Origin of the sequence: Flavobacterium gelidilacus DSM 15343 (assembly GCF_000422685.1) — a bacterium.
Classification (GTDB): domain Bacteria; phylum Bacteroidota; class Bacteroidia; order Flavobacteriales; family Flavobacteriaceae; genus Flavobacterium; species Flavobacterium gelidilacus.
Map to the genome: position 1 here is coordinate 518,477 of NZ_AUGN01000001.1, position 21,142 is coordinate 539,618.

Below are 21,142 nucleotides of genomic sequence, written 5' to 3' on the forward strand. Positions count from 1 at the left end.
TTTTATTTATAACAATATATTATTTTTCAAACTCTTTTAAAGTCTTAGTAATTATTGAAACACAATCTAACAATTGTTCTTCTGTCATTACTAAAGGTGGTGCAAAACGAATGATGTTTCCATGAGTTGGTTTTGCTAATAAACCGTTTTCAGATAATTTCATACAGATATTCCAAGCGGTTTCACTTTCTTCGGTATCGTTAATTACAATCGCATTAAGCAAACCTTTACCTCTTACTAAAGAAACAATTGAAGAAGTTTCGATATATTTATTTAATTCACTTCTAAAAAGGTTTCCTAATTTTCTTGCGTTTTGAGTCAAGTTTTCATCTTGTACAACATCTAAAGCAGCAATTGCAACAGCGGCAGCAACAGGATTTCCACCAAAAGTAGAACCATGCTGACCTGGCTTAATAACATTCATTATTTCATCATTTGCTAAAACTGCTGAAACTGGATAAACTCCACCAGATAAAGCTTTTCCTAATATTAAAACATCAGGTTGAACGTAAGTTTCTTGTTTTTCACAAGCGTTTTCACAAGAACAATTTCCACAAACAGCTAAAATAGAACCTGTACGTGCAATTCCGGTTTGAACTTCGTCTGCAATGAATAAAACGTTATTGTCTTTACATAATTTTTGAGCTTTTGCTAAATAATCAGAACTTGGCATATAAACTCCGGCTTCTCCTTGAATAGGTTCAACCAAGAAACCAGCTATGTTTTTAGACGATTTAATGGCTTTTTCCAACGCGTCTAAGTCGTCATAAGCAATTTTGATAAATCCTGCTGTATAAGGTCCAAAATTCTTTCTAGCATTCTCATCATTTGAGAACGAAATGATAGTTGTAGTTCTTCCATGAAAATTGTTTTCACAAACTATTATTTGAGCATCATTTTCAGAAATACCTTTTTTCTCATAAGCCCATTTTCTACAAATTTTGATCGCCGTTTCAACAGCTTCAGCACCTGTATTCATTGGTAACACTTTATCAAAACCAAAGTATTTTGTAATGTATTCTTCATAAACTCCTAATTTGTCGTTGTAAAAAGCACGAGAAGTTAAGGTTAATGTTTTAGCTTGTTCAATCATTGCTCCAATAATTGTTGGATGACAATGTCCTTGGTTTACAGCAGAATATGCAGAAAGAAAATCATAATATTTTTTTCCATCAACATCCCAAACGTAAACTCCTTCTCCTTTTGCTAATACAACTGGAAGTGGATGATAGTTGTGAGCACCATATTGATCCTCTAAAGCAATTGCATGATTAGCAGCATTTTTTTCTAAAACTGACATAGTTATTTTTTTAATTTAATTGTAGTCAATTCCTTCTTTGGGAGAGAAATCATCCCTATTTTACAAAGATAAAGAATTTAGGTTAATAGTTTATAAGGTTATGAGGTTATGAGGTTAAAAGTTATTAACCTTAATATAAATTTGAAAAGTTAAAATTATCTTTTTAAAGTAAAATGACCTTTAAATTCTTTTCCGTTTTCTCTGGTAACTACAAACCAATAATCAGTTGATGGCAAAGGAACACCATTATACATTCCGTCCCAAGATTTTAGGTTTCCGTTTATGATGTAAATTAATTTTCCATAGCGATCAAATATTGAAGTTTTAATATTTGGTTCGTTGTTAGAAAACTTAACTTTCCAAGTGTCATTATAACCATCATTGTTTGGTGTGAAGAATTTTGGATAGATTAACAAATAAATCGTTTCTGTTTTGATTCCACATTCGTTTTTATCTTTTACATAAACAGTGTATTCACCACTTTGTAAGCCACTAAATATAGGGCTATCTTGATAATTGATTCCGTTTAATGAATATTCATAATCTCCATCACCAGAAACAGATACAGAAATTATATTGCTATTGTCTGTCCAATCTTCTGTAATTATTTCCTCAATAGTCGCTATGTTAGAATTTACAACTGTTATATTTTCTGTTGTTGAACAAATTATAGTACCATAATTTTTTGTTACAGTTAAAGTGTATTGTCCTGCTTGAGTGATAGTTGTTTGATTTGATGTAGAACCATTTGACCAATTATAACTTGTAAATCCAGAAGGAGCTGTTATTGTTATTGGATTGCCTTCACAAATTGTATAACTCTGGTTTATATTTAAAATAGGATTTGGATGAATTATCAATTGAAAAGTACTTGTGCTAAAGCAATTTGCACTTAATATGTTTTCAATTCTAACATAAATTGTTTTCACTAATTGATTACTTGTATAATTAGTAAGTAAAGGATTTGAATCATTATTCGCATCTTGTTGACTATTATGATAAGTAACTGCAAATTCTGCTGGGTTTTGACTTCCTAAAACTATGGAAGTTTGTTGCGACAAATCAAATGTTTCTGTTGCATCATTTCCAGCATCACATATATGTAAATTTTGTGGTTGATTTGCAATTGGCATTTTGTATAATCCTATTTGAAAACTTGTTGTAGCAAAACAGTTAGTATTTGTATTATTTTGTATTCTAACAAAAATGGTTTGTGGGTTTGAAATGTTTGTATAGTTATTATTTAATGGACTTATAGCATTATCAGCATCGGTTTGATTTACATAATAAGTAACTGTAAAACTAGATGCGTTTTGACTACCTAAAACAACAGAATTATTTTGAGCTAAATTAAAAACTCCTATTCCATCATTAGAAATGTCATCACATATAAAAATAGCATTCGGTGTATTTGCAATTGGAAGATTTGAAACAACTAATTTAAAACTATCAATCACTTTACAATTTGCATTTCCAATAGCTGCAATAGAATAATAAACAACTTGATTATTTGTTGTGTTATTTATAGGAGTTGTAATTGCATTTGTATCATTTTGAGCATTAGCAAAAGTTAAATAGTACTTTACTTCAAAAACAGTTGCTGATTGACCATTTAAAATTTCATTAGTTTTTGTTGATAAATCAAATTGTTCTATGACGTTATTTGTTGCATCATCACAAACTACATAATCACTAACAGTTAATATGGTTGGTTGTTGGATGACTTGTATATTGAAAGTTGTTGTTGCAAAACAGTCAGTGTTTAAATTATTTTCGATTCTAACATATATTGTTTCCAAAGACAAAGTGTTAGAATATAATAATGGTAATGGAGCAGTATTTGTATCAGCATCGCTTTGTGAAGCATGATAACTTACTGAAAAATTGGTTGAAGATTGCGATCCTAGAACTGTAGCTGTTTTTGTTTGTAAATTAAATTGCTCTATTCCATTATAAGGTAGAGACTCACAAATAATATAATTTGAAACTACGTTTGCAATGGGTTGTTGAAATAAATTTACATCAAAACTTGTTATAGCATTACAATTAGTATTGGCTGTATTGTAAACTTTAGCATAATAAGTTGTGGTGCCTAAAGCTAAATTTTGAGTAGTTGCTAAAATATTGGTATGATTTTCAGCATTAGCTTGACTTGAAAAATAAGCGACTCCAAAAGTTGTAGTGGATTGACTTCCTAAAACAGTTGCATTGAATTGTGACAAATCATAACTCATTGCAACTGTCCCACAAACTTCTTGATTTGCAATTGAATTTGCAATAACTGGAACTTCGGAAACAACTATTTGCTTGGTTCTTGTAATTGTTTGTGTGCCGCTTGTAATTGTTGCACTGACTGTAAATGAACCTGCTGTTAGATAAGTATGTGGAGGATTTAAAGCTGTTGAATTAGCTGAACCATCTCCAAAATCCCAAACCACTGAAGTAATAGTGGTATTATTTGTTAAATCAAAATTTGTTATTTCTCCTAAACAATTGTTTTGTGCTAATATACCTGAATTGAAATAGGACTGAATGAATGTTGGCAAGCCTAAGTATGACGTTTTGCCTCCTAAATAAAAATCTTGGTATTGAAAATTACAACCTAATCCTATAGCATCTGGATTGTGTATCGTGCTAATAAAAGGTTCATCATAAACAGCACAATAAATTTTACCATCAACACCTAATTGTAAGGCTCCAAAAAAGAGATATGCCGTAGACGGTGCCTGATAAATTAATAGTTCACTGGCTGCAATATTAGTTACTGTTAAATCATATTGAAATATTTTAATACGATTAGCAATATATAATCGCTCTCCAGATGGAGAAAATTCAACTCCATAATTAATGTTATTATTTAAATTTATATAATTACTTAATTGTCCATTACTTGAATTAAAATCAAACAAATCAATACCAGAGAAATTATTAGCTGCTGCAAGTTTAGTTCCGTTTGGTGAAAATTTTAAATAACCAATTTTATTTTCATTTAAAGATATTACTGCTCCAATTGAATTTATTACTGGGCTTGTGTCAACACCTAATGAACTTACTTTAAAAGAATAAAAATTATTGTTTCCAAAATCATGAGCAACAACCCAATAGTCATTGCCATTTGCATGTTTTACAGAAGTTAGTTTTTCGCAAACACTCCCAGACATAAGATTAATATTTTTATTAGCAGTAACATCTCCAAAACCACCATTTAAACTTATATCTACTTCTGAATAGTTTATACCATCAGATAGAAATTCAGTACTGCAAGTAAAGATATAATATATAGTTGAACTACCTGGTTTAGGAACAATTATTGCAGACTGCGTACTTGATGGATGTCCTAAAAGACCTGTTCCATTTGGCATAATAGAATGATTTCTATCCCAAACTGTTATACCATCTGTATAAAATAATAGTTGCCCCGCACCATTTGAAATTGTGGCACAGCCCTCACCAGTATTTAATTGCCCATCGATTAAAGCAGTAGGTGGGTTGGTGTTAAAATTTAACCCCGCATTTTGCCCAAAATACCAAATGTTGGCTTCACCCTGAGAGTAAGCAAAATTAAATATGAGTAAAAAATATAGAAGTAATAATTTTTTCATAAAATAAATTTCAAAAAAATATTTTTTTTATTTAATTTTAGAACATCCCAATTAACTTATTCACAGTATTCCAGTTCCTAGATGTTGCTGTTACATTTAGTTTTTTCTCAATGTATTTTTGAGTTAACCTTGTATTTCCTGCTCCTGTTTCTAATTTCATATAGATTCTGTTTCCATCTATGAAAGCTTCATCGGGTTTGAATTGACTTATTTTTAAATCATTCAGCGCATTATTGTTTAATTCTTTTGAAATAAATGCAACGTATAATTTCTTTATATCAACATCCTTTTCTTTAAAAAATGGATTATTAGTCAAGCATTTTTCTAAATCTGATTTATTGATAACAATTGTTGGAACATCAAAACCTAATTGCTTTACGATTTCTTGTTTTATAGTAAATCCAACGCTTTGTGCATTCTCATCTTCTGTTTCAAGGAACACATTTCCTGATTGTATATAAGTTTCAACATTCTGAAATCCAATCTTTTCGAGCATGCTTTTTAAAGCATCCATTTTAATCATGTTGTGACCTGATACGTTTATTCCTCTTAGTAGTGCTAGGTGTTTTGTCATACTTCCAAAATTACCGATATTTCATCCCTAACGGGATTTTTCTTTTTTTAATTTCTGATTACTTTGTTTTGTGAATATAAATTTTTATTTATCAACCTTAGTAAAAAATCCCGTAGGGATTAAATACTGGTATTGTAAACATAATATATATTTTAAAATCCCTTTAGGGATGACATTTAAGTTTGCTTTCTTTCTTTATTCTGGTTCTTTGAAAATATATCGTTCATCATACTCAATATCAAATACTTTTAAGAATGCTAAATACTCTTCTCTAAATGATTGTTTTTTGTGGTGCTCTTCTTGATTTTGTATATAATTAATTACGTTATGAACATGTGATTTAGAATAAGAAAATGCTCCATACCCTTCTTGCCATTTAAATTTTACTTTTAAGAACTTTTTTTCATTAATCCATTTAGATGAACTTCCTTTTACATCTTGCATTAAATCAGAAATAGATTGAGTTGGTCGCATTCCAATAAAAAGATGAATATGGTCTTCTACTCCATTTATAGCCAATAATTTATGATTATTCTTCTTTACTATGCCAGAAATATATTGATACAGCTCTTCTTTGAATGACTTATCAATCAAAGCTTTTCTATATTTTACTACAAAAACGAATTGTATGTGTATTTGCGTGTAAGTGTTTGGCATTTTATGCTAATTATGTGTTTCTTATATCATCCCTACGGGATTTTATTGACATTGTGGTTTACTACTTACCTGAATGGAATCCCTACGGGATTAATTTCATGTGATAAAGATATAAAAAATCCCAACTTAAAAAATTGGGATTTGGTATTTTAAATATTGTAATTTTATTAAGAATACATCTTAGCTCTTTGTTCCTTAATTTTTGGATCATCTAAATATTCATCGAAAGTCATGTATCTGTCGATAACTCCTTTTGGTGTGATTTCGAAAATTCTGTTTCCTATTGTTTGCGCAAATTCGTGGTCATGGGTTGTTAATAAAATAGAACCTTTAAAGTTTTTTAATGAATTATTGAAAGCTGTAATTGATTCCAAATCTAAGTGATTTGTTGGTTCATCTAACATTAATACGTTTGCTCTCATCATCATCATTCTTGATAACATACAACGTACTTTTTCTCCTCCTGATAGAACGTTACATTTTTTTAGTGCTTCTTCACCAGAGAAAATCATTTTTCCTAGGAAACCTCTAATATATACTTCGTCTCTTTCTTCTTCTGTTTTTACCCATTGACGCAACCAGTCTACTAAATTTAAGTCTTTGCTTTCAAAAAAGGCATGGTTATCTGCAGGCAAATACGATTGATTTGTTGTAATTCCCCAATCAAATTCTCCTGAATCTGGTTTTTGATTTCCGTTTAAGATTTCATAAAAAGCTGTTGTTGCTCTAGAATCTTTAGAGAAAACTACGATTTTATCACCTTTTGCCATGTTTAAATGAACATCTTTAAACAAAACTTCTCCTTCTACTGATGCGCTTAAATTTTGAACGTTTAAAATTTGATCACCAGCTTCACGCTCCGTGTCAAATATTATAGCAGGATATCTTCTGCTTGAAGGTTTGATTTCGTCTAAATTTAACTTATCAATCATTTTTTTACGAGAAGTTGCTTGTTTTGATTTGGCAACATTCGCACTAAAACGTCTAATAAATTCTTCTAATTCAGCTTTCTTTTCTTCAGCTTTTTTGTTTTGTTGTGCTTTTTGTTTTGCTGCTAACTGACTACTTTCATACCAAAAAGTATAATTTCCAGAATAGTTATTTATTTTTCCGAAATCGATATCAGAAATATGTGTACAAACTGAATCTAAAAAGTGTCTATCGTGCGAAACTACTAAAACAGTGTTTTCATAATTTGCTAAGAAATTTTCTAACCAACCAATGGTTTCAAAATCCAAGTCGTTTGTAGGCTCATCCATAATAAGCACATCAGGATTTCCGAAAAGCGCTTGTGCTAATAAGACACGAACTTTAAGTTTTCCTTCTAAATCGCCCATTAAACTGTAGTGATAATCAGCAGAAATTCCTAAATTAGAAAGCATTGAACCTGCATCAGATTCCGCATTCCAACCGTCCATTTCATCAAATTGCAATTGCAACTCTCCTATTCTATTGGCATTTTCTTCGTTGTAATCTAAATATAAAGCATCCATTTCGGCTTTCACCTTATGTAAAACTTTGTTTCCCATCAAAACCGTTTCTAAAACCGTATTTTCGTCAAACATATTGTGATTTTGATTTAAAACCGACATACGTTTTCCTGGTTCAAGAATTACTCTTCCTGCTGTAGGATCCATATCACCAGCAATAATCTTCATGAAAGTTGACTTTCCTGCACCATTAGCACCAATAATTCCGTAACAATTACCTTGGGTAAAGGTTGCGTTTACTTCATCAAATAATATACGTTTACCAAATTGAACTGATAAATTAGAAACTGTTAACATACTAATTAATTTTTTGCAAAAGTAGTAAATTGCGTTTACTTTTATGTGTTAAATTCGTAGTTTTTTATGGTCTTATTTAGAATAATAATAGGTTTAATTTAACTATGCTTTAACAACGCTATTAAAATGTAAACTATAAATTTGTTTTCGAAATAATATAGCATGATAAAATATTTACATTTATTACCCTCAATTCTAACATTGTTATCCTTAGGCATGTTTACATCTTGTGACAAAAAACACAGTGATGAAGATTTTACTGCCTATTTTGGAGGTGAGGTTATTAACCCACAAACTAATTATGTTTTGTTTTTAAAAGATAATGAAGTAATTGATACTATATTTTTAGACAAAAAAAATCGTTTTCTTCACAAATTTGATTCCTTAACTCCAGGGTTATATATTTTTAAACATCAACCAGAATATCAATATGTCTATTTTGACAAAAATGATAGTTTAATGGTAATGATCAATTCTAAAGATTTTGACAACTCCATAGTTTTTTGTGGAAGAGGCGGTGAAAAGAATAATTATTTGATGGAAATGTATCTTTTAAATGAAAAAGATCGTTCGAGTATGTATGATGTTTTTTTTAGAAATTCAAAAGATTTTATTAAAAACATTGATTCAAGCTATGCCGTTAGAAAAAAGGTCTATGAAAAACATAAATCAAAAAATGAATGGAACGCTAATTTTGATTCCTTAGCAATAGCAAGTTTAGAATTACCCCATTTTTATAAGAAAGAAGTTTATCCTTATGCACATAAATTTATTGCTGGTGAAAACGTGATTAATGATTTACCCAAAGATTATTATGACCATAGAAAGAGTGTTGATTTTGACAATCCAACATTTGCTAATTTTTATCCTTATGTAAATTATGTTACCTCATTATTAAACAACATAACTTTTACTGAAAAAAAGGGAAATATTGACGAGTTTGCTTTAGAAAACAATATTAAAAAATTAAACATTGCCGACACTTTAATAAAAAACAGCAAAATAAAAAATCATGTGTTAAATGGTTTGGCTTTGCGTTATTTAATGGAAGAGCAAAATATGTTTAACAACAGTGCTTTTATTAAACGTTTTCTTGAATTATCGACCGATAAAAAAATGCAAAATGAAATAATTGATATAGAAAACTCAATTAATAAACTTGGTATTGGCAACACATTATCTTCTGAAAATTTTGTCAATGAAAAAAATGAACCAGTTGATTTAAATAAACTAATTACCAAAGAAACTGTTATCTTCTTTTACAATACAAACATTCAATCGCACCTAAATTCAGTTCATAGAAAAGTTATTGCTTTTAAAGAAAAATACCCCAACGTAAACTTTATCGCCATTAACATTGATGATAGTTATGAAGAATGGGAAAATAAATTAAATGATTTTAATCATAAAAATATTATAGAAATTCATGCTGTTAATTCCGAAGCTATTAAAGAAAAATGGGTTATTTATAAAATTCATAGATCTATTATTCTTAATGCAGACGGAACCATAAAAAATGCCTTTGTAAATTTATTTGATGTAAATTTTGAGAAAAATTTGAATTAGATTTCAGTGTTCAGTGTTCAGTGTTCAGTGTTCAGTGTTCAGTGTTCAGTGTTCAGTGTTCAGTGTTCAGTGTTCAGTGTTCAGTGTTCAAAATTAAAATATAGTTATATAAAAAAAGCGATTTTCACTTGAAAATCGCTTTTTTTATTACTTTCGATTGAGCTACTAACTACTTATTTCCTTTTTCGAAATCTGCAATAAACTGAGCTAACCCAATATCTGTTAAAGGGTGTTTCATTAATCCCATAATAGATGATAAAGGTCCAGTCATAACGTCTGCTCCTATTTTTGCACAATTTACAATATGCATTGTATGACGAATTGAAGCCGCTAAGATTTGAGTTTCAAAACCATAGTTATCATAAATTTGACGAATTTCATCAATTAAATTTAAACCATCTGTAGAAACATCATCTAATCTTCCTAAAAATGGAGAACAATAAGTTGCACCAGCTTTCGCTGCTAATAAGGCTTGCCCAGCAGAAAATATTAATGTCACGTTTGTTTTAACTCCTCTATCCGAAAAGTATTTACAAGCTTTAATTCCTTCTTTTGTCATAGGAAGTTTTACTACGATTTGTTCGTGTAATTCAGCTAATTCTTCCCCTTCTCTAATCATTCCATCATAATCAATGGCATTTACTTCTGCACTTACATCACCTTCAACAAGGTTACAAATAGCTACATAATGTTTTAAGATATTATCTTTTCCTGTGATTCCTTCTTTTGCCATTAAAGATGGATTTGTAGTAACTCCGTCTAAAACTCCTAATTCTTGAGCTTCCTTAATTTGAGCTAAATTTGCTGTGTCAATAAAAAATTTCATATTTAATTGTATTTATTAGTGTTGTTCTTATATTTACTTATTCGACTTATTATAATTTGTAATGATTCATTAGCATTTTTTCATACACTTTATCAGGTAAAATCCGTTTTAATACAATTGAAAATTTTTGCATAAAAGCTCCAACTTTATAATGAATTTTTGGATTTGGTGTGTTGATGATTTTATAAATAACTTCTGCCATTTGATTTGGATTGCTTCCACTATCAACATGAGAATCCATTTCTTTTAATGTATTTCCGTAAGTTGTTTCATAAGCAGAACCTTTTACAACTGGTGCATGATAACGACCAGCAGCAATATTTGTAGCAAAATCTCCTGGTGCAACGTTTGTAATATGAATTCCAAAAGACTTAACTTCCATTCGAAGGGCTTCTGTAATTAATTCTAAAGCTCCTTTTGAGGATGAATAAACGCTTCTATAAGGCAATCCCATATAACCAGCTATTGAAGTTATATTAATAATTAAACCTTGTTTTTGAGTTCTCATTTGAGGCAAAACTGCTTTCATGACTTCTATTGGTCCAAATAAATTAGTTTCAAAATTATTCTTTATTTCTTCTAACGGAATTTCTTCTAATGGTCCAGTAATTCCAACACCTGCGTTATTAATTACAACATCAATTCTTTTAGTAACCGATAAAACTTCAGCAATTGCTGTTTTAATAGAATTCACATATCTAACATCTAAAGCAACTAAAGGAAAAATAGAATTTTCAATTTTTGAAGGATTTCGACTTGTACCATAAACTATAAAGTCTTTATGATGAAGAAATTCTCCAATGGCTTTACCTATTCCAGATGAAGCTCCTGTAATAAAAACAACTTTTTGCATTATTATTTATTCAAAATTTAGAGTTGCAAAGTTAATTAAAAAGTTGAGTTAATTTTAAAGGAACTTTAACATCCAATTAAATAAAGGTTTATACTTTTACAGAGTAATTATACTAAATAAAAAAATCTTCCGGTTTGGAAGATAATTTGAATTTTTTATGAGAATCTGAAACAAGTTCAGATTAAAAAAATGGCAAGCGACCTACATCGCACCGCTACAACCGCTTACCCTTGCTGCGTTCCCACCCTGGGGGATTCTGCAGGAGCTGGTCGTGTAGGACTTGCCGTTGCAAATATACAATCTTTTTGTATTTTTGCAAGTCATTTGTAGGTTAAAAAAAACGTTGTATATTCGATTTTTAAAAAAAATAATTATGTTTAAATATAAGGTATTCTCTTTCATAGGTTTAACTATTCTGTCTATCTCATGTGGAGGAGATAAAAATGATGAAAAAAATATTTTTTCTATAGATACATCCGCAATGATGCAAGCCTATAATCCATCTCAAAGTGTAGATTTAGCTTTAAAGAACGAAAAAAATAAAGATATTGACTCAGTCATTTACTATATGAATGATAAAAACATTGGAAAATCATTAAAAAATAAAAAAATACACTTTTCACTAGAAAATCAAAAATTAGGATATACTCATGTAAAAGCTTTAATCTATTTTGAAGGTAAAAATGTAGAAACAGAAACCAATTTTATTATCTATGCAAAAGATGCTCCTGAATTATTAAATTATAAAATTGTAAATACTTTTAATCATGATGGAAATTCTTATACGCAAGGTTATGAATTTTATGAAGGTAATTTAATTGAAGGAAGCGGTCAATACGGAAAATCCTCTTTAAGAAAAACCGATTATAAGACAGGGAATGTACTAGAAAAAATAGATATTGATAAACAGTATTTTGGTGAAGGTGTTACCGTTTTAAAGGATAAAATTTATCAATTGACATGGAATGAAAATAAAGCCTTTGTTTATGACGCTAAAACCTTTAAACTTGAAAAATCTATTCCTTATTTCAGAAAAGATTTATCAGGATGGGGATTGACAAATGATGGTACAAATTTATATATGAGTGATGGTTCTGAGAAAATATACATTATAAATCCAGAAACGTTTGAAATGATAGATTATATAAATGTATACACAAATGCTAACAAAATAGATTCTATTAATGAAATGGAATGGATTGATGGAAAAATTTGGGCAAATATCTACGAAAAAGATATGGTCATCAAGATCGATCCAAAAACAGGTGCAATTGAGAAAATTCTCAACTTAAGTGATTTAAAAACGAAAATAACAAAGACCTTGAAACAAGGAGAAGTTTTAAATGGAATTGCTTATAATCCTCAAACAAAAACAATACTCGTTACTGGCAAAAATTGGGATAAGTCGTTTGAAATTTCTGTAGAAAAATAAAAAAGAGAGAAGCAATTTAATACTTCTCTCTTTTATTTTAAAAACTATACAAAAGTACTTTGCTTTTAGGAATTCCTTCTACTAATTTTGTATTCCATTTCTTAGCTATTCGCATTTCTTCTCCTATTATAAAGTTTTTATTATCTACTTTAAAAAATTCTAATACAATAGAATCTTTACTTGAGTTTAATTCAATAACAAATTCGAGTGCATTAATTCTATTAGATTCTTTATCCTCTTTAATAAAGCAGTATTTTATATCACTAATAGCAACTTTAGTTTTTAGATTATAGTCAGCTGTGTTTCTTAAGAAATAAAGCATTTGATTATCATCACTAATTCCAATAATTGTATTATCAGTCCATGTATCGAATTCTATTACTTTCTTTTGATCTTCAGCAGCAAACTCATTTATTTTATTGACAAACTGTTGTCTTCTTTTAAGAATTCTTTTATTAACTATAACTATAGGAGCAATTAGAACTAAAAAGAAAATAGTCCCAATAATTGTATTTGGTATATCCATTATTTTTTGATTTTATAAATTATTACATAGAAATAAGTCCATTTTTATAGAAAACAGACTATAAAACGATAAAAAAAAATATATTACCAAAAAAAATGAAAGGGGAAAATGATTTGAATTGCCGAAAACGAAACTTCTTTTTTGTCACAAAATGTCCATAGTAATTGAACTTTATTTGTAAAATATTGTTCCTTTTTTGACAAAGAGTTACAAAGAAACTTAGCCAATAACTTTTTATTAGCTAATGAAGAATCAAATGTTAAATTGGAATTTAAAAACTGATAATGTATTTCATTTGATATACCAAACGATTGAAAACCAGATTCATTTGTAGTAATAGAAGCTTGTTTTTTATAGGAAGTTTTTTCAACAGAATTGAAATTAATACTAGTTGATGCTTCCATTTTTTGAGAGAAAAATGAAAGTAAAACAAGGACTAATATTAATTTTAAACCTTTATACATTATCGTATTTAATGCAAACAAAATTATTTAAAGAAATAATAGAAACTTCAAATAAAATGTTAATTTTTTAATTAGGCTGATTGATTTCTTAAACTCTTTTTCATTTTATAATGCGCTTTTGTGCTAATGTATAATGTTTTATTTAAATCTGTAAAAACAGCACCATTTTTATCGGTAATTATTAAATTTTTAGTATAATTAAATTCCTGATTTAAAGCAACTTGCCTTATAATAGTATCAATTTCTTCTTTAGAGAATTCAAAAACAACATATGCATTTTCATAAGCTGGTTTTTTAAATCTAATTTCTGAAGATTTATCCCAAACTACGTAGTCATTTCCTAAAATATGCATTAATTGAATCATATAAATTGGATCTGTTGCAGAAAACAAACTTCCTCCAAACATTGATCCTACATAATTACGGTTTTTATAACTTAATTTTATTTTAACTTTAACCAAAAACAAATCATCTGAAACAAAAGTAATTTTACCACAACTCCTTTTATACATTGGAGACAAGTTAAACATGGTTTTAAATAAAGTCGCTTGTTTAAAGAATTTATTTAGAAATACATAAATCTTATCGTACATATTAATGTGTTAAATTAGCTACTATTTCTTTTAAAGGCAAAATAGCTTTTGTAGCTTCAATACTTGGTCCAGCTACCCAAACCGTTTTATATGTTGCTTGTGTTGCAGCTTTTTCAGTTGCTTTCATTCCGATATAAAAACGCACCATCTTTACCCATTTTTTTAGGCTTTTATTTTTGTTTAATAAACTTTCTAACCAAGTTTCTTTAGTTCCAATTTTTTGAACATAAGGTGTATTTATAACTGTACAAGGTGTACCTGAAATTCTTTGTGTCATTACGATATCTTTTGCACCATAATCTACACACGCTTGTTTGTATTCATCAGAAACTCCAGCTTCATTTGAGGCAATAAAAGGACTTCCAACAGAAACTCCGATTGCACCATAACTTATCATTTTATCAATATCTGCTTTACTACTAACTCCACCAGCCGAAATTACTGGTAAACTTGTATTTTCGTTTAATTCTCTTATCAATTCTTCTGGATTATGATTTCCTCTATGTCCACCAGCTTGATTGTTGACAGCAATTAACGCATCACCTCCTAAACTTTCTACTTTTTTAGAAAAAGATAAATCAGTGACATCACAAAAAACTTTTATTCCAACTTTATGTGCTTGGTTAATTGTTTCTTCTGGACTTCCTAAGGATGTTATTATAAAATCCACTCCTTCTTCACAAATAACTTGTAATTGATCTTTATATTTAGGATTTGATTTGTTTACAATTAAATTATATCCAAACGAACCACCTTCTACTTTTGCTGCTTTTAACTCTTGTATAGAAGCTCTCAATTCTTCTAATGTTCTATAATTTAATGCTGGAATACAACCTGCTACTCCACTTTTCATGCCTTCAATAACCATTTTTGTATTAGAAACTAAAAACATTGGAGCAATTATTATTGGATGTTTTATATTTAATAACGAAGTAAGAGTTTGCTTTTGCATTTTGTACTTATTTAATGAATATCAAATATACTAAAAGTTATTAGACATGCTATGCATGCATACAAAAAAATCCGAATTATTTCTAATTCGGATTTTACAATAATTGTTTGTTTTGCTATTAGTCTTTTTGTGATTTAACTGCTAATGAATAAATCACTAAACCAAATCCGATTTTGTTAATTGCATCCGCAATGTTGTAAACTACATCGATGTTTCCTGAAGGAATCATAGAATTATACCATCCAGTTGTTCCCATCATGTATCCTAAAGGATAAATTGACCAACCTACAAGTACAAACCAGCATAAAATTTTGTGAGCCGCTAAAACATTTCCACCAGCAGCTTTTGCTAATTTGGATGCTTCTCCTAACCAAATTTCATACACAATTGCAAAATAAGCAACTCCTGAAATGAATCCCCATAGTGCAGCACTGTCTGTGAATACTACTTCACCAAAGTAACCTGTTACTAGCATAACAATAGAATATAGAACCATTTTCCATAATAAAGACTGTTTTGCTCCAGCTACTTTTAAAATTAAATAGAATTCTAAACACATCAATGGCACAGTTAATACCCAGTCAACATATCTAAAGAATGTTGGTGACTCGCCAAATGCTGCCCAATAATCTCTCATGTAGAAATAGTGAACTGCTGCAATAAATGTGATTAATCCAGAAACTAAAACTGAGGTACGCCATTTTTTATCAAATTGATTTAATGATAAAAAGAAAAATGCAGATGCTGCCATCATAGCCATACATCCGACAAAAAATGTAAATCCAACATAATCAGTTGGATTAAGTTTAGATACTAAACCCGAAATCATAATAAAGTTTGACATAATTTATAAATATTAAGGTTAAAACGTTAATTTGTTTAAACAAAGTTATAAAAGATTAAACAAATAAACAACTTTTGTTTAAAATTTTTTTAATATCTTTAAACAAAATTTTAAAGAATGTCAGTATTTAATAAGGTTATATTAATATTAAGTTTTTTTGGAATGTGGATTTCACATATCATTTCAGAGGATAATTTGATAGTTTTAGGCTATTTTTTAATTCTTTCCTTTGGAATATTTCATGGTGCAAATGATTTAGAACTTATTCAAAAGAATAATACGATTAATAATAAAGGTAATTCAAAAAATAAAATACGCTTTTTAATTTCATATATAATAAGTGTACTTTTTTTTAGTGTTTGTTTTTATTTTTTCCCTTTAATAGGATTCATAATTTTTATGGTCATAAGTGCTTATCATTTTGGGGAGCAACATTTAAACTTTAAAGTTTACGATTCCCTTAACTTAAATATACTAGCATTTAGGTTTTTCTATGGATCATTAATATTATCCATTTTACTATTTTTTCACAAAGAAGAAGTTTCTAAAATCATTTTAAACATTACAAGTTTTGAAGTAAAAAGTATTTTATTCAACTATATTCTAATATTAACCATAGCCTTTACAATTCTTTTTTACTTTTTATCTAAAAATTATATGTCAAAAGATTTTTTTATCTTTTTTGAAGTTTTCTTATTAATAGTATTTTCATTAATATTTAAATTTTCTCCTCTTATTTGGGGATTCTCATTATATTTTATCTTATGGCACAGCATTCCTAGTATAAAAAGTCAGAGTGAGTTTATTTATGGAGAATTTAGTTATTTAACATTCATTAAATATTTAAAATCGGGATTTTTAATTTGGCTTTTATCAATAGTAAGTTTTATTCTTTATTTCTACCTAATGAAAAATAATTCCATGCTGGAAACAATTTTGTTTTCATTTATAGCAGCCATTACTTTTCCGCATGTCTTTACAATTTTCAATATATTCCAAAAAAAAACCGAGTAATTACTTACTCGGTTTAATTTTGAATTAATAATATTTAAATTATTTATCTTCTTTTACTTCTTCGAATTCAACATCTTGAGTTTGATCACCAGATGCATCACCTTGTGGTTGTCCTTCTTGTTGACCTTCACCTTGAGCATACATTGCTTCAGTTGCTGTTTTCCAAGCTGCATTAATATTGTCTAAACCTTTATCAATAGCGGCTAAATCTTGAGATTCGTGAGCCATTCTTAATTCAGTTAAAGCAAATTCAATCGCAGTTTTATGGTCATCAGATAATTTCTCACCTAATTCTTTTAATTGCGTTTCTGTTTGGAAAATCATACTGTCAGCTTGATTAAGTTTCTCAACTCTTTCTTTTGCTTGTTTATCTGCATCAGCATTAGCTTCAGCATCTTTTTTCATTCTTTCAATTTCTTCAGCTGTTAATCCAGAAGAAGCTTCGATACGAATATCGTGAGATTTTCCTGTTCCTTTATCAGTTGCAGACACTTTGATGATACCATTAGCATCAATATCAAAAGTAACTTCAATTTGAGGAACTCCTCTTGGTGCTGGTGGAATACCATCTAAGTTAAAACGTCCGATAGTTTTGTTATCAGCAGCCATAGTTCTTGCTCCTTGAAGAACATGTAGTTCAACTGTTGGTTGAGAATCTGCAGCCGTTGAGAATATTTGTGATTTTTTAGTTGGAATTGTAGTATTAGACTCAATTAATGTAGTCATAACTCCACCCATTGTTTCAATTCCTAATGATAAAGGTGTAACGTCTAATAACAATACATCTTTTACATCACCAGATAAAACTCCACCTTGAATAGCAGCTCCAATTGCGACTACTTCATCAGGGTTAACTCCTTTTGATGCTTTTTTACCGAAGAATTTTTCAACTTCGTCAGCAATTCTTGGCATACGAGTAGAACCTCCAACTAAAATTACTTGGTCAATATCAGATGTAGATAAACCTGCATCTTTTAATGCTTTAGCAACTGGCTCCATAGAACGTTTTACTAAAGAATCTGATAATTGCTCAAATTTAGCTCTTGTTAATTTTTTAACTAAGTGTTTTGGTCCTGTAGCAGTAGCTGTTACATATGGCAAGTTGATTTCAGTTTCGGCACCAGATGATAATTCAATCTTAGCTTTTTCTGCAGCTTCTTTTATTCTTTGTAATGACATTGGGTCGTCACGTAAATCGATTCCTTCTTCAGCTTTGAATTCATCAGCCAACCAGTCAATAATAACTTGGTCAAAATCATCTCCACCTAAGTGAGTATCTCCATTTGTAGATAATACTTCAAATACACCATCTCCTAATTCAAGGATAGAAATATCAAATGTACCTCCACCTAAATCGTAAACAGCAATTTTTTGATCCGTACCTTTTTTATCTAAACCATAAGCTAATGCTGCTGCAGTTGGCTCGTTGATAATACGCATTACTTTAAGACCTGCAATTTCACCAGCTTCTTTTGTAGCTTGACGTTGTGCATCATTAAAGTAAGCAGGAACTGTAATAACTGCTTCAGTAACTGTTTGACCCAAATAGTCTTCAGCCGTTTTTTTCATTTTTTGAAGTGTCATTGCTGACAATTCTTGCGGTGTATAAAGTCTTCCGTCGATATCAACTCTTGGGGTGTCATTATCTCCTTTTACTACTTTGTAAGCCACATTCTTTGTTTCTTTAGCGCTTTCAGAAAATTTATTTCCCATAAAACGTTTGATAGATGCAATAGTTTTCGTTGGATTAGTCACTGCTTGTCTTTTTGCAGGATCTCCAACTTTAATTTCTCCACCTTCAATAAACGCAATGATTGATGGCGTTGTTCTTTTTCCTTCTGCATTAGGAATTACTACTGGTTCGTTACCTTCCATTACAGAGACGCAAGAGTTAGTAGTTCCTAAATCGATTCCAATAATTTTACTCATCTTATTTAATTTCTAATTAATTTATTTTTTTAAACTTGTTTACTACAAGTCAAGTATTATGCCAACACATTATTTATCAATAAATTGTCAGTTTTCGAGTAAATTATATGACAAGATGACACTTTTTGATTTATGAATTAATAATAAAAATTGAAGGAAAATATATTCATTAAAAGAAAAATACTACTTTTGAAACTTAACAAATTGATTTATGAGAATAGCAAAAATTAAAATTCCATTAGAACAAACAAAATCTGTAAATTTAAAAGAAATAGATTTAACAAAGAAACCATTAGGTTCTGTTGTTGCTTTGGTAGGAAAAAATGGTTCAGGAAAATCAAGAATTTTAAATTTTGTCAAAGAATATCCTAAAAAAATAGATGCTATTTCTTTCTATGAAGATTATCTAATGTTCTTACCAATTAATATTATGAACAATGTTATTGATAATTATAATCAAGGAAAAAATTTAATGTCTAATTACAAAAAAAATATAGATGAAAACGAAAAAAAGAGATTGACAAGTCATATTACTCAAAGTTTTCCGTCAATTTTGAATAGACTAATTAAACTTTCAGATGGATATATTAAAGTTATTGATAATGATGAATTGCAAAAAATTAAATCGAACATAAATAATAATATTTTAAGTTTTGAAAAAATTCTTTCAAATGTTCATTTTGACAATTATATAACTAATCCTGAGCTTATAATAAATAATAAACCAAATGACAATATATTATTAAATGAAATAAACGAGTTTAATAATAATGAAACAATTAATTATTTAAAAAAACTGTCCGTAAATATTGTCTCAGAAGAATTCAACTTATATATTAAAAATAGAAATCAACCAGAAGTTATAAAAAATGAAATAAAAAAAAATAAATCTTTTCAACTTTTTGAAAAATTTCAAAAATTTGTTAAAGAATTCTTAGGTAAAGAATTTAGCTACAAACAAAGCACTACGGGAAATACAATAGATAGTGTTCTACATTTTAATGATCAACCGTTTAACATTGGATTATTATCTCCAGGTCAAAAAACATTATTTGCATATGCAATACTTTTCTTTTATTTAGAAGTTAATTCAAAAGCTAATATTAATGAATGTATAATAATAATTGATGAACCTGAAAAACATTTACATCCTGAAGCGCAAATAAAATTAATTGATGCAATAAAAAGTATTATAAAAGACAAAGGTCAATTGTGGATTGCTACACATTCTGTTCATATACTTTCACACTTAGAATATGATGAAATTCTTATGGTTAAAGATGATGGAATTATCTTGCCATCAAGAACAACACCTGGTAACTCTTTTAACGACCTAATGGGACTTGAAGATCACATTGGTGAGCTTTCTAGTTTTATTAATTCTATTTCTGAGTGGGCTTATGGTAATTTTATGAAACAATGTTTTGTAGAACCCGACATCATATTTGGAAATAATCCAAATGATCCTCAATTTAAACTATTTAAAGAATTTATTGAAGAAAAAAGTGAAATTAATCTCTTAGATTATGGAGCTGGTAAAGGTAGAATTGGATACACGATTAAAGAGGATAATGAAATTAAACAAAAAATAAAATATTCAGCTTTTGATCCAAATTTAGATAATGAAGAATTTCTGAAAAATGTACCAAATATTGAAAGACATTATACAAATCAAAACCAAATACCAGAAGATACTTTTGATTGCGTATTGTTATGTAATGTTTTACATGAAATTTCACCTAAAGATTGGAAAGAAGTTTTAAATAATATAAAAAGAATATTAAATTCTGATGGATATTTGATTATTATCGAAGATAAATTTTTACCTAAAGGTGAAGATGCGAATGAATTTGGATATTTAATTTTAGGTACAGAAGAAACAAAAAAATTATTAGATACAGATGAAGTAATTGAACTAAAATTAAAAGAAAAAGAGTTAGAAGAACGAATAATTTTTAATGTTTTTAAAGAAGGTCAAATAGAACCAAATGAAAAAACAATTTTAGAATCAATTAAATTATTAAATCAAAGTAGTTTAAAAAAATTAAAAACTTTAAGAAAAGAGTTTAAAGAAAATAATGATGTCAGTATTGGCAGAAAATATGCCAATGAAACTCAATTATATATTAATAGCTTATTAGCAATTGAAGATTTATCATCTAAAACTGTAAAAACTGAAAAGTTATAAATAACTACACTATCTTTGCAACTATAACGATTTAG

General features: G+C 28.8%; 17 protein-coding genes and 1 other RNA gene. 4 read left to right on the top strand and 14 right to left on the bottom strand.

All coding sequences use genetic code 11. The features are described from left to right. Nucleotides 1-19: 19 nt before the first annotated feature. The 5 genes from rocD to G507_RS0102395 form a co-directional block, all read right to left on the bottom strand. A complete protein-coding gene (gene rocD / locus G507_RS0102375; RefSeq protein ID WP_026715984.1) occupies nucleotides 20-1,300 on the bottom strand; it encodes an ornithine--oxo-acid transaminase in 1,281 nt (426 codons plus the stop codon). Nucleotides 1,301-1,455: 155 nt separating this feature from the next. Beyond that, a complete protein-coding gene (locus tag G507_RS0102380; RefSeq protein WP_026715985.1) occupies nucleotides 1,456-4,902 on the bottom strand; it encodes a T9SS type B sorting domain-containing protein in 3,447 nt (1,148 codons plus the stop codon). A gap of 37 nt (nucleotides 4,903-4,939) precedes the next feature. Continuing rightward, nucleotides 4,940-5,476 carry a DUF1697 domain-containing protein gene (locus tag G507_RS0102385; RefSeq protein ID WP_026715986.1) on the bottom strand — a complete coding sequence of 179 codons (537 nt, stop codon included), beginning with the start codon at nucleotides 5,474-5,476 and terminating at the stop codon, nucleotides 4,940-4,942. Nucleotides 5,477-5,671: 195 nt separating this feature from the next. Continuing rightward, nucleotides 5,672-6,133: an IS200/IS605 family transposase gene (gene tnpA, locus G507_RS0102390; RefSeq protein ID WP_026715987.1), complete on the bottom strand. Its 462-nt coding sequence runs from the start codon at nucleotides 6,131-6,133 to the stop codon at nucleotides 5,672-5,674. Nucleotides 6,134-6,300: 167 nt separating this feature from the next. Continuing rightward, on the bottom strand, nucleotides 6,301-7,920 hold the full coding sequence (locus G507_RS0102395; RefSeq protein ID WP_026715988.1) for an ABC-F family ATP-binding cassette domain-containing protein: 1,620 nt from the start codon (nucleotides 7,918-7,920) through the stop codon (nucleotides 6,301-6,303). Between the two features lie 162 nt (nucleotides 7,921-8,082). On the opposite strand from G507_RS0102395, the gene G507_RS0102400 reads away from it, so the two are divergent. Beyond that, a complete protein-coding gene (locus G507_RS0102400) occupies nucleotides 8,083-9,486 on the top strand; it encodes a TlpA family protein disulfide reductase (RefSeq protein ID WP_026715989.1) in 1,404 nt (467 codons plus the stop codon). Between the two features lie 169 nt (nucleotides 9,487-9,655). Here the strand turns inward: G507_RS0102400 and fsa are convergent, their stop codons facing one another. The 3 genes from fsa to ffs all read right to left on the bottom strand — a co-directional run bounded on the left by fsa (nucleotide 9,656) and on the right by ffs (nucleotide 11,451). Beyond that, complete coding sequence (fsa, locus tag G507_RS0102405) at nucleotides 9,656-10,312, bottom strand: fructose-6-phosphate aldolase (RefSeq protein WP_026715990.1); 657 nt, start codon at nucleotides 10,310-10,312, stop codon at nucleotides 9,656-9,658. Between the two features lie 49 nt (nucleotides 10,313-10,361). Further along, nucleotides 10,362-11,165, bottom strand: a complete 804-nt coding sequence (locus tag G507_RS0102410) for an SDR family oxidoreductase (protein WP_026715991.1) — start codon at nucleotides 11,163-11,165, stop codon at nucleotides 10,362-10,364. A 187-nt stretch (nucleotides 11,166-11,352) separates the two neighbouring features. Then, nucleotides 11,353-11,451, bottom strand: an RNA gene (gene ffs / locus G507_RS17470) — signal recognition particle sRNA small type. An 87-nt stretch (nucleotides 11,452-11,538) separates the two neighbouring features. Here ffs and G507_RS0102415 point away from each other — a divergent pair. After that, nucleotides 11,539-12,597, top strand: a complete 1,059-nt coding sequence (locus G507_RS0102415; RefSeq protein WP_026715992.1) for a glutaminyl-peptide cyclotransferase — start codon at nucleotides 11,539-11,541, stop codon at nucleotides 12,595-12,597. A 37-nt stretch (nucleotides 12,598-12,634) separates the two neighbouring features. On the opposite strand, the gene G507_RS0102420 is transcribed toward G507_RS0102415, so the two are convergent. The 5 genes from G507_RS0102420 to G507_RS0102440 form a co-directional block, all read right to left on the bottom strand. Next, the gene (locus tag G507_RS0102420) at nucleotides 12,635-13,123 is read right to left on the bottom strand and encodes a hypothetical protein (protein ID WP_026715993.1); all 489 of its coding nucleotides are present in this window, start codon (nucleotides 13,121-13,123) and stop codon (nucleotides 12,635-12,637) included. A gap of 83 nt (nucleotides 13,124-13,206) precedes the next feature. Next, nucleotides 13,207-13,527: a hypothetical protein gene (locus G507_RS0102425; RefSeq protein WP_157496465.1), complete on the bottom strand. Its 321-nt coding sequence runs from the start codon at nucleotides 13,525-13,527 to the stop codon at nucleotides 13,207-13,209. 131 nt (nucleotides 13,528-13,658) lie between these two features. Further along, nucleotides 13,659-14,180: a DUF4442 domain-containing protein gene (locus tag G507_RS0102430; protein ID WP_026715995.1), complete on the bottom strand. Its 522-nt coding sequence runs from the start codon at nucleotides 14,178-14,180 to the stop codon at nucleotides 13,659-13,661. A 1-nt stretch (nucleotide 14,181) separates the two neighbouring features. Continuing rightward, nucleotides 14,182-15,132: an NAD(P)H-dependent flavin oxidoreductase gene (locus G507_RS0102435; protein WP_026715996.1), complete on the bottom strand. Its 951-nt coding sequence runs from the start codon at nucleotides 15,130-15,132 to the stop codon at nucleotides 14,182-14,184. Between the two features lie 118 nt (nucleotides 15,133-15,250). After that, nucleotides 15,251-15,976 carry a bacteriorhodopsin-like gene (locus tag G507_RS0102440; RefSeq protein ID WP_026715997.1) on the bottom strand — a complete coding sequence of 242 codons (726 nt, stop codon included), beginning with the start codon at nucleotides 15,974-15,976 and terminating at the stop codon, nucleotides 15,251-15,253. Between the two features lie 117 nt (nucleotides 15,977-16,093). Here G507_RS0102440 and G507_RS0102445 point away from each other — a divergent pair, with 117 nt between their 5' ends. Beyond that, on the top strand, nucleotides 16,094-16,990 hold the full coding sequence (locus G507_RS0102445; protein ID WP_026715998.1) for a Brp/Blh family beta-carotene 15,15'-dioxygenase: 897 nt from the start codon (nucleotides 16,094-16,096) through the stop codon (nucleotides 16,988-16,990). A gap of 39 nt (nucleotides 16,991-17,029) precedes the next feature. Here the strand turns inward: G507_RS0102445 and dnaK are convergent, their stop codons facing one another. Further along, complete coding sequence (gene dnaK / locus G507_RS0102450) at nucleotides 17,030-18,919, bottom strand: molecular chaperone DnaK (RefSeq protein WP_026715999.1); 1,890 nt, start codon at nucleotides 18,917-18,919, stop codon at nucleotides 17,030-17,032. A gap of 211 nt (nucleotides 18,920-19,130) precedes the next feature. Here dnaK and G507_RS0102455 point away from each other — a divergent pair, with 211 nt between their 5' ends. Beyond that, the gene (locus G507_RS0102455; RefSeq protein ID WP_026716000.1) at nucleotides 19,131-21,107 is read left to right on the top strand and encodes an AAA family ATPase; all 1,977 of its coding nucleotides are present in this window, start codon (nucleotides 19,131-19,133) and stop codon (nucleotides 21,105-21,107) included. The last annotated feature ends 35 nt before the right edge of the window (nucleotides 21,108-21,142 follow it).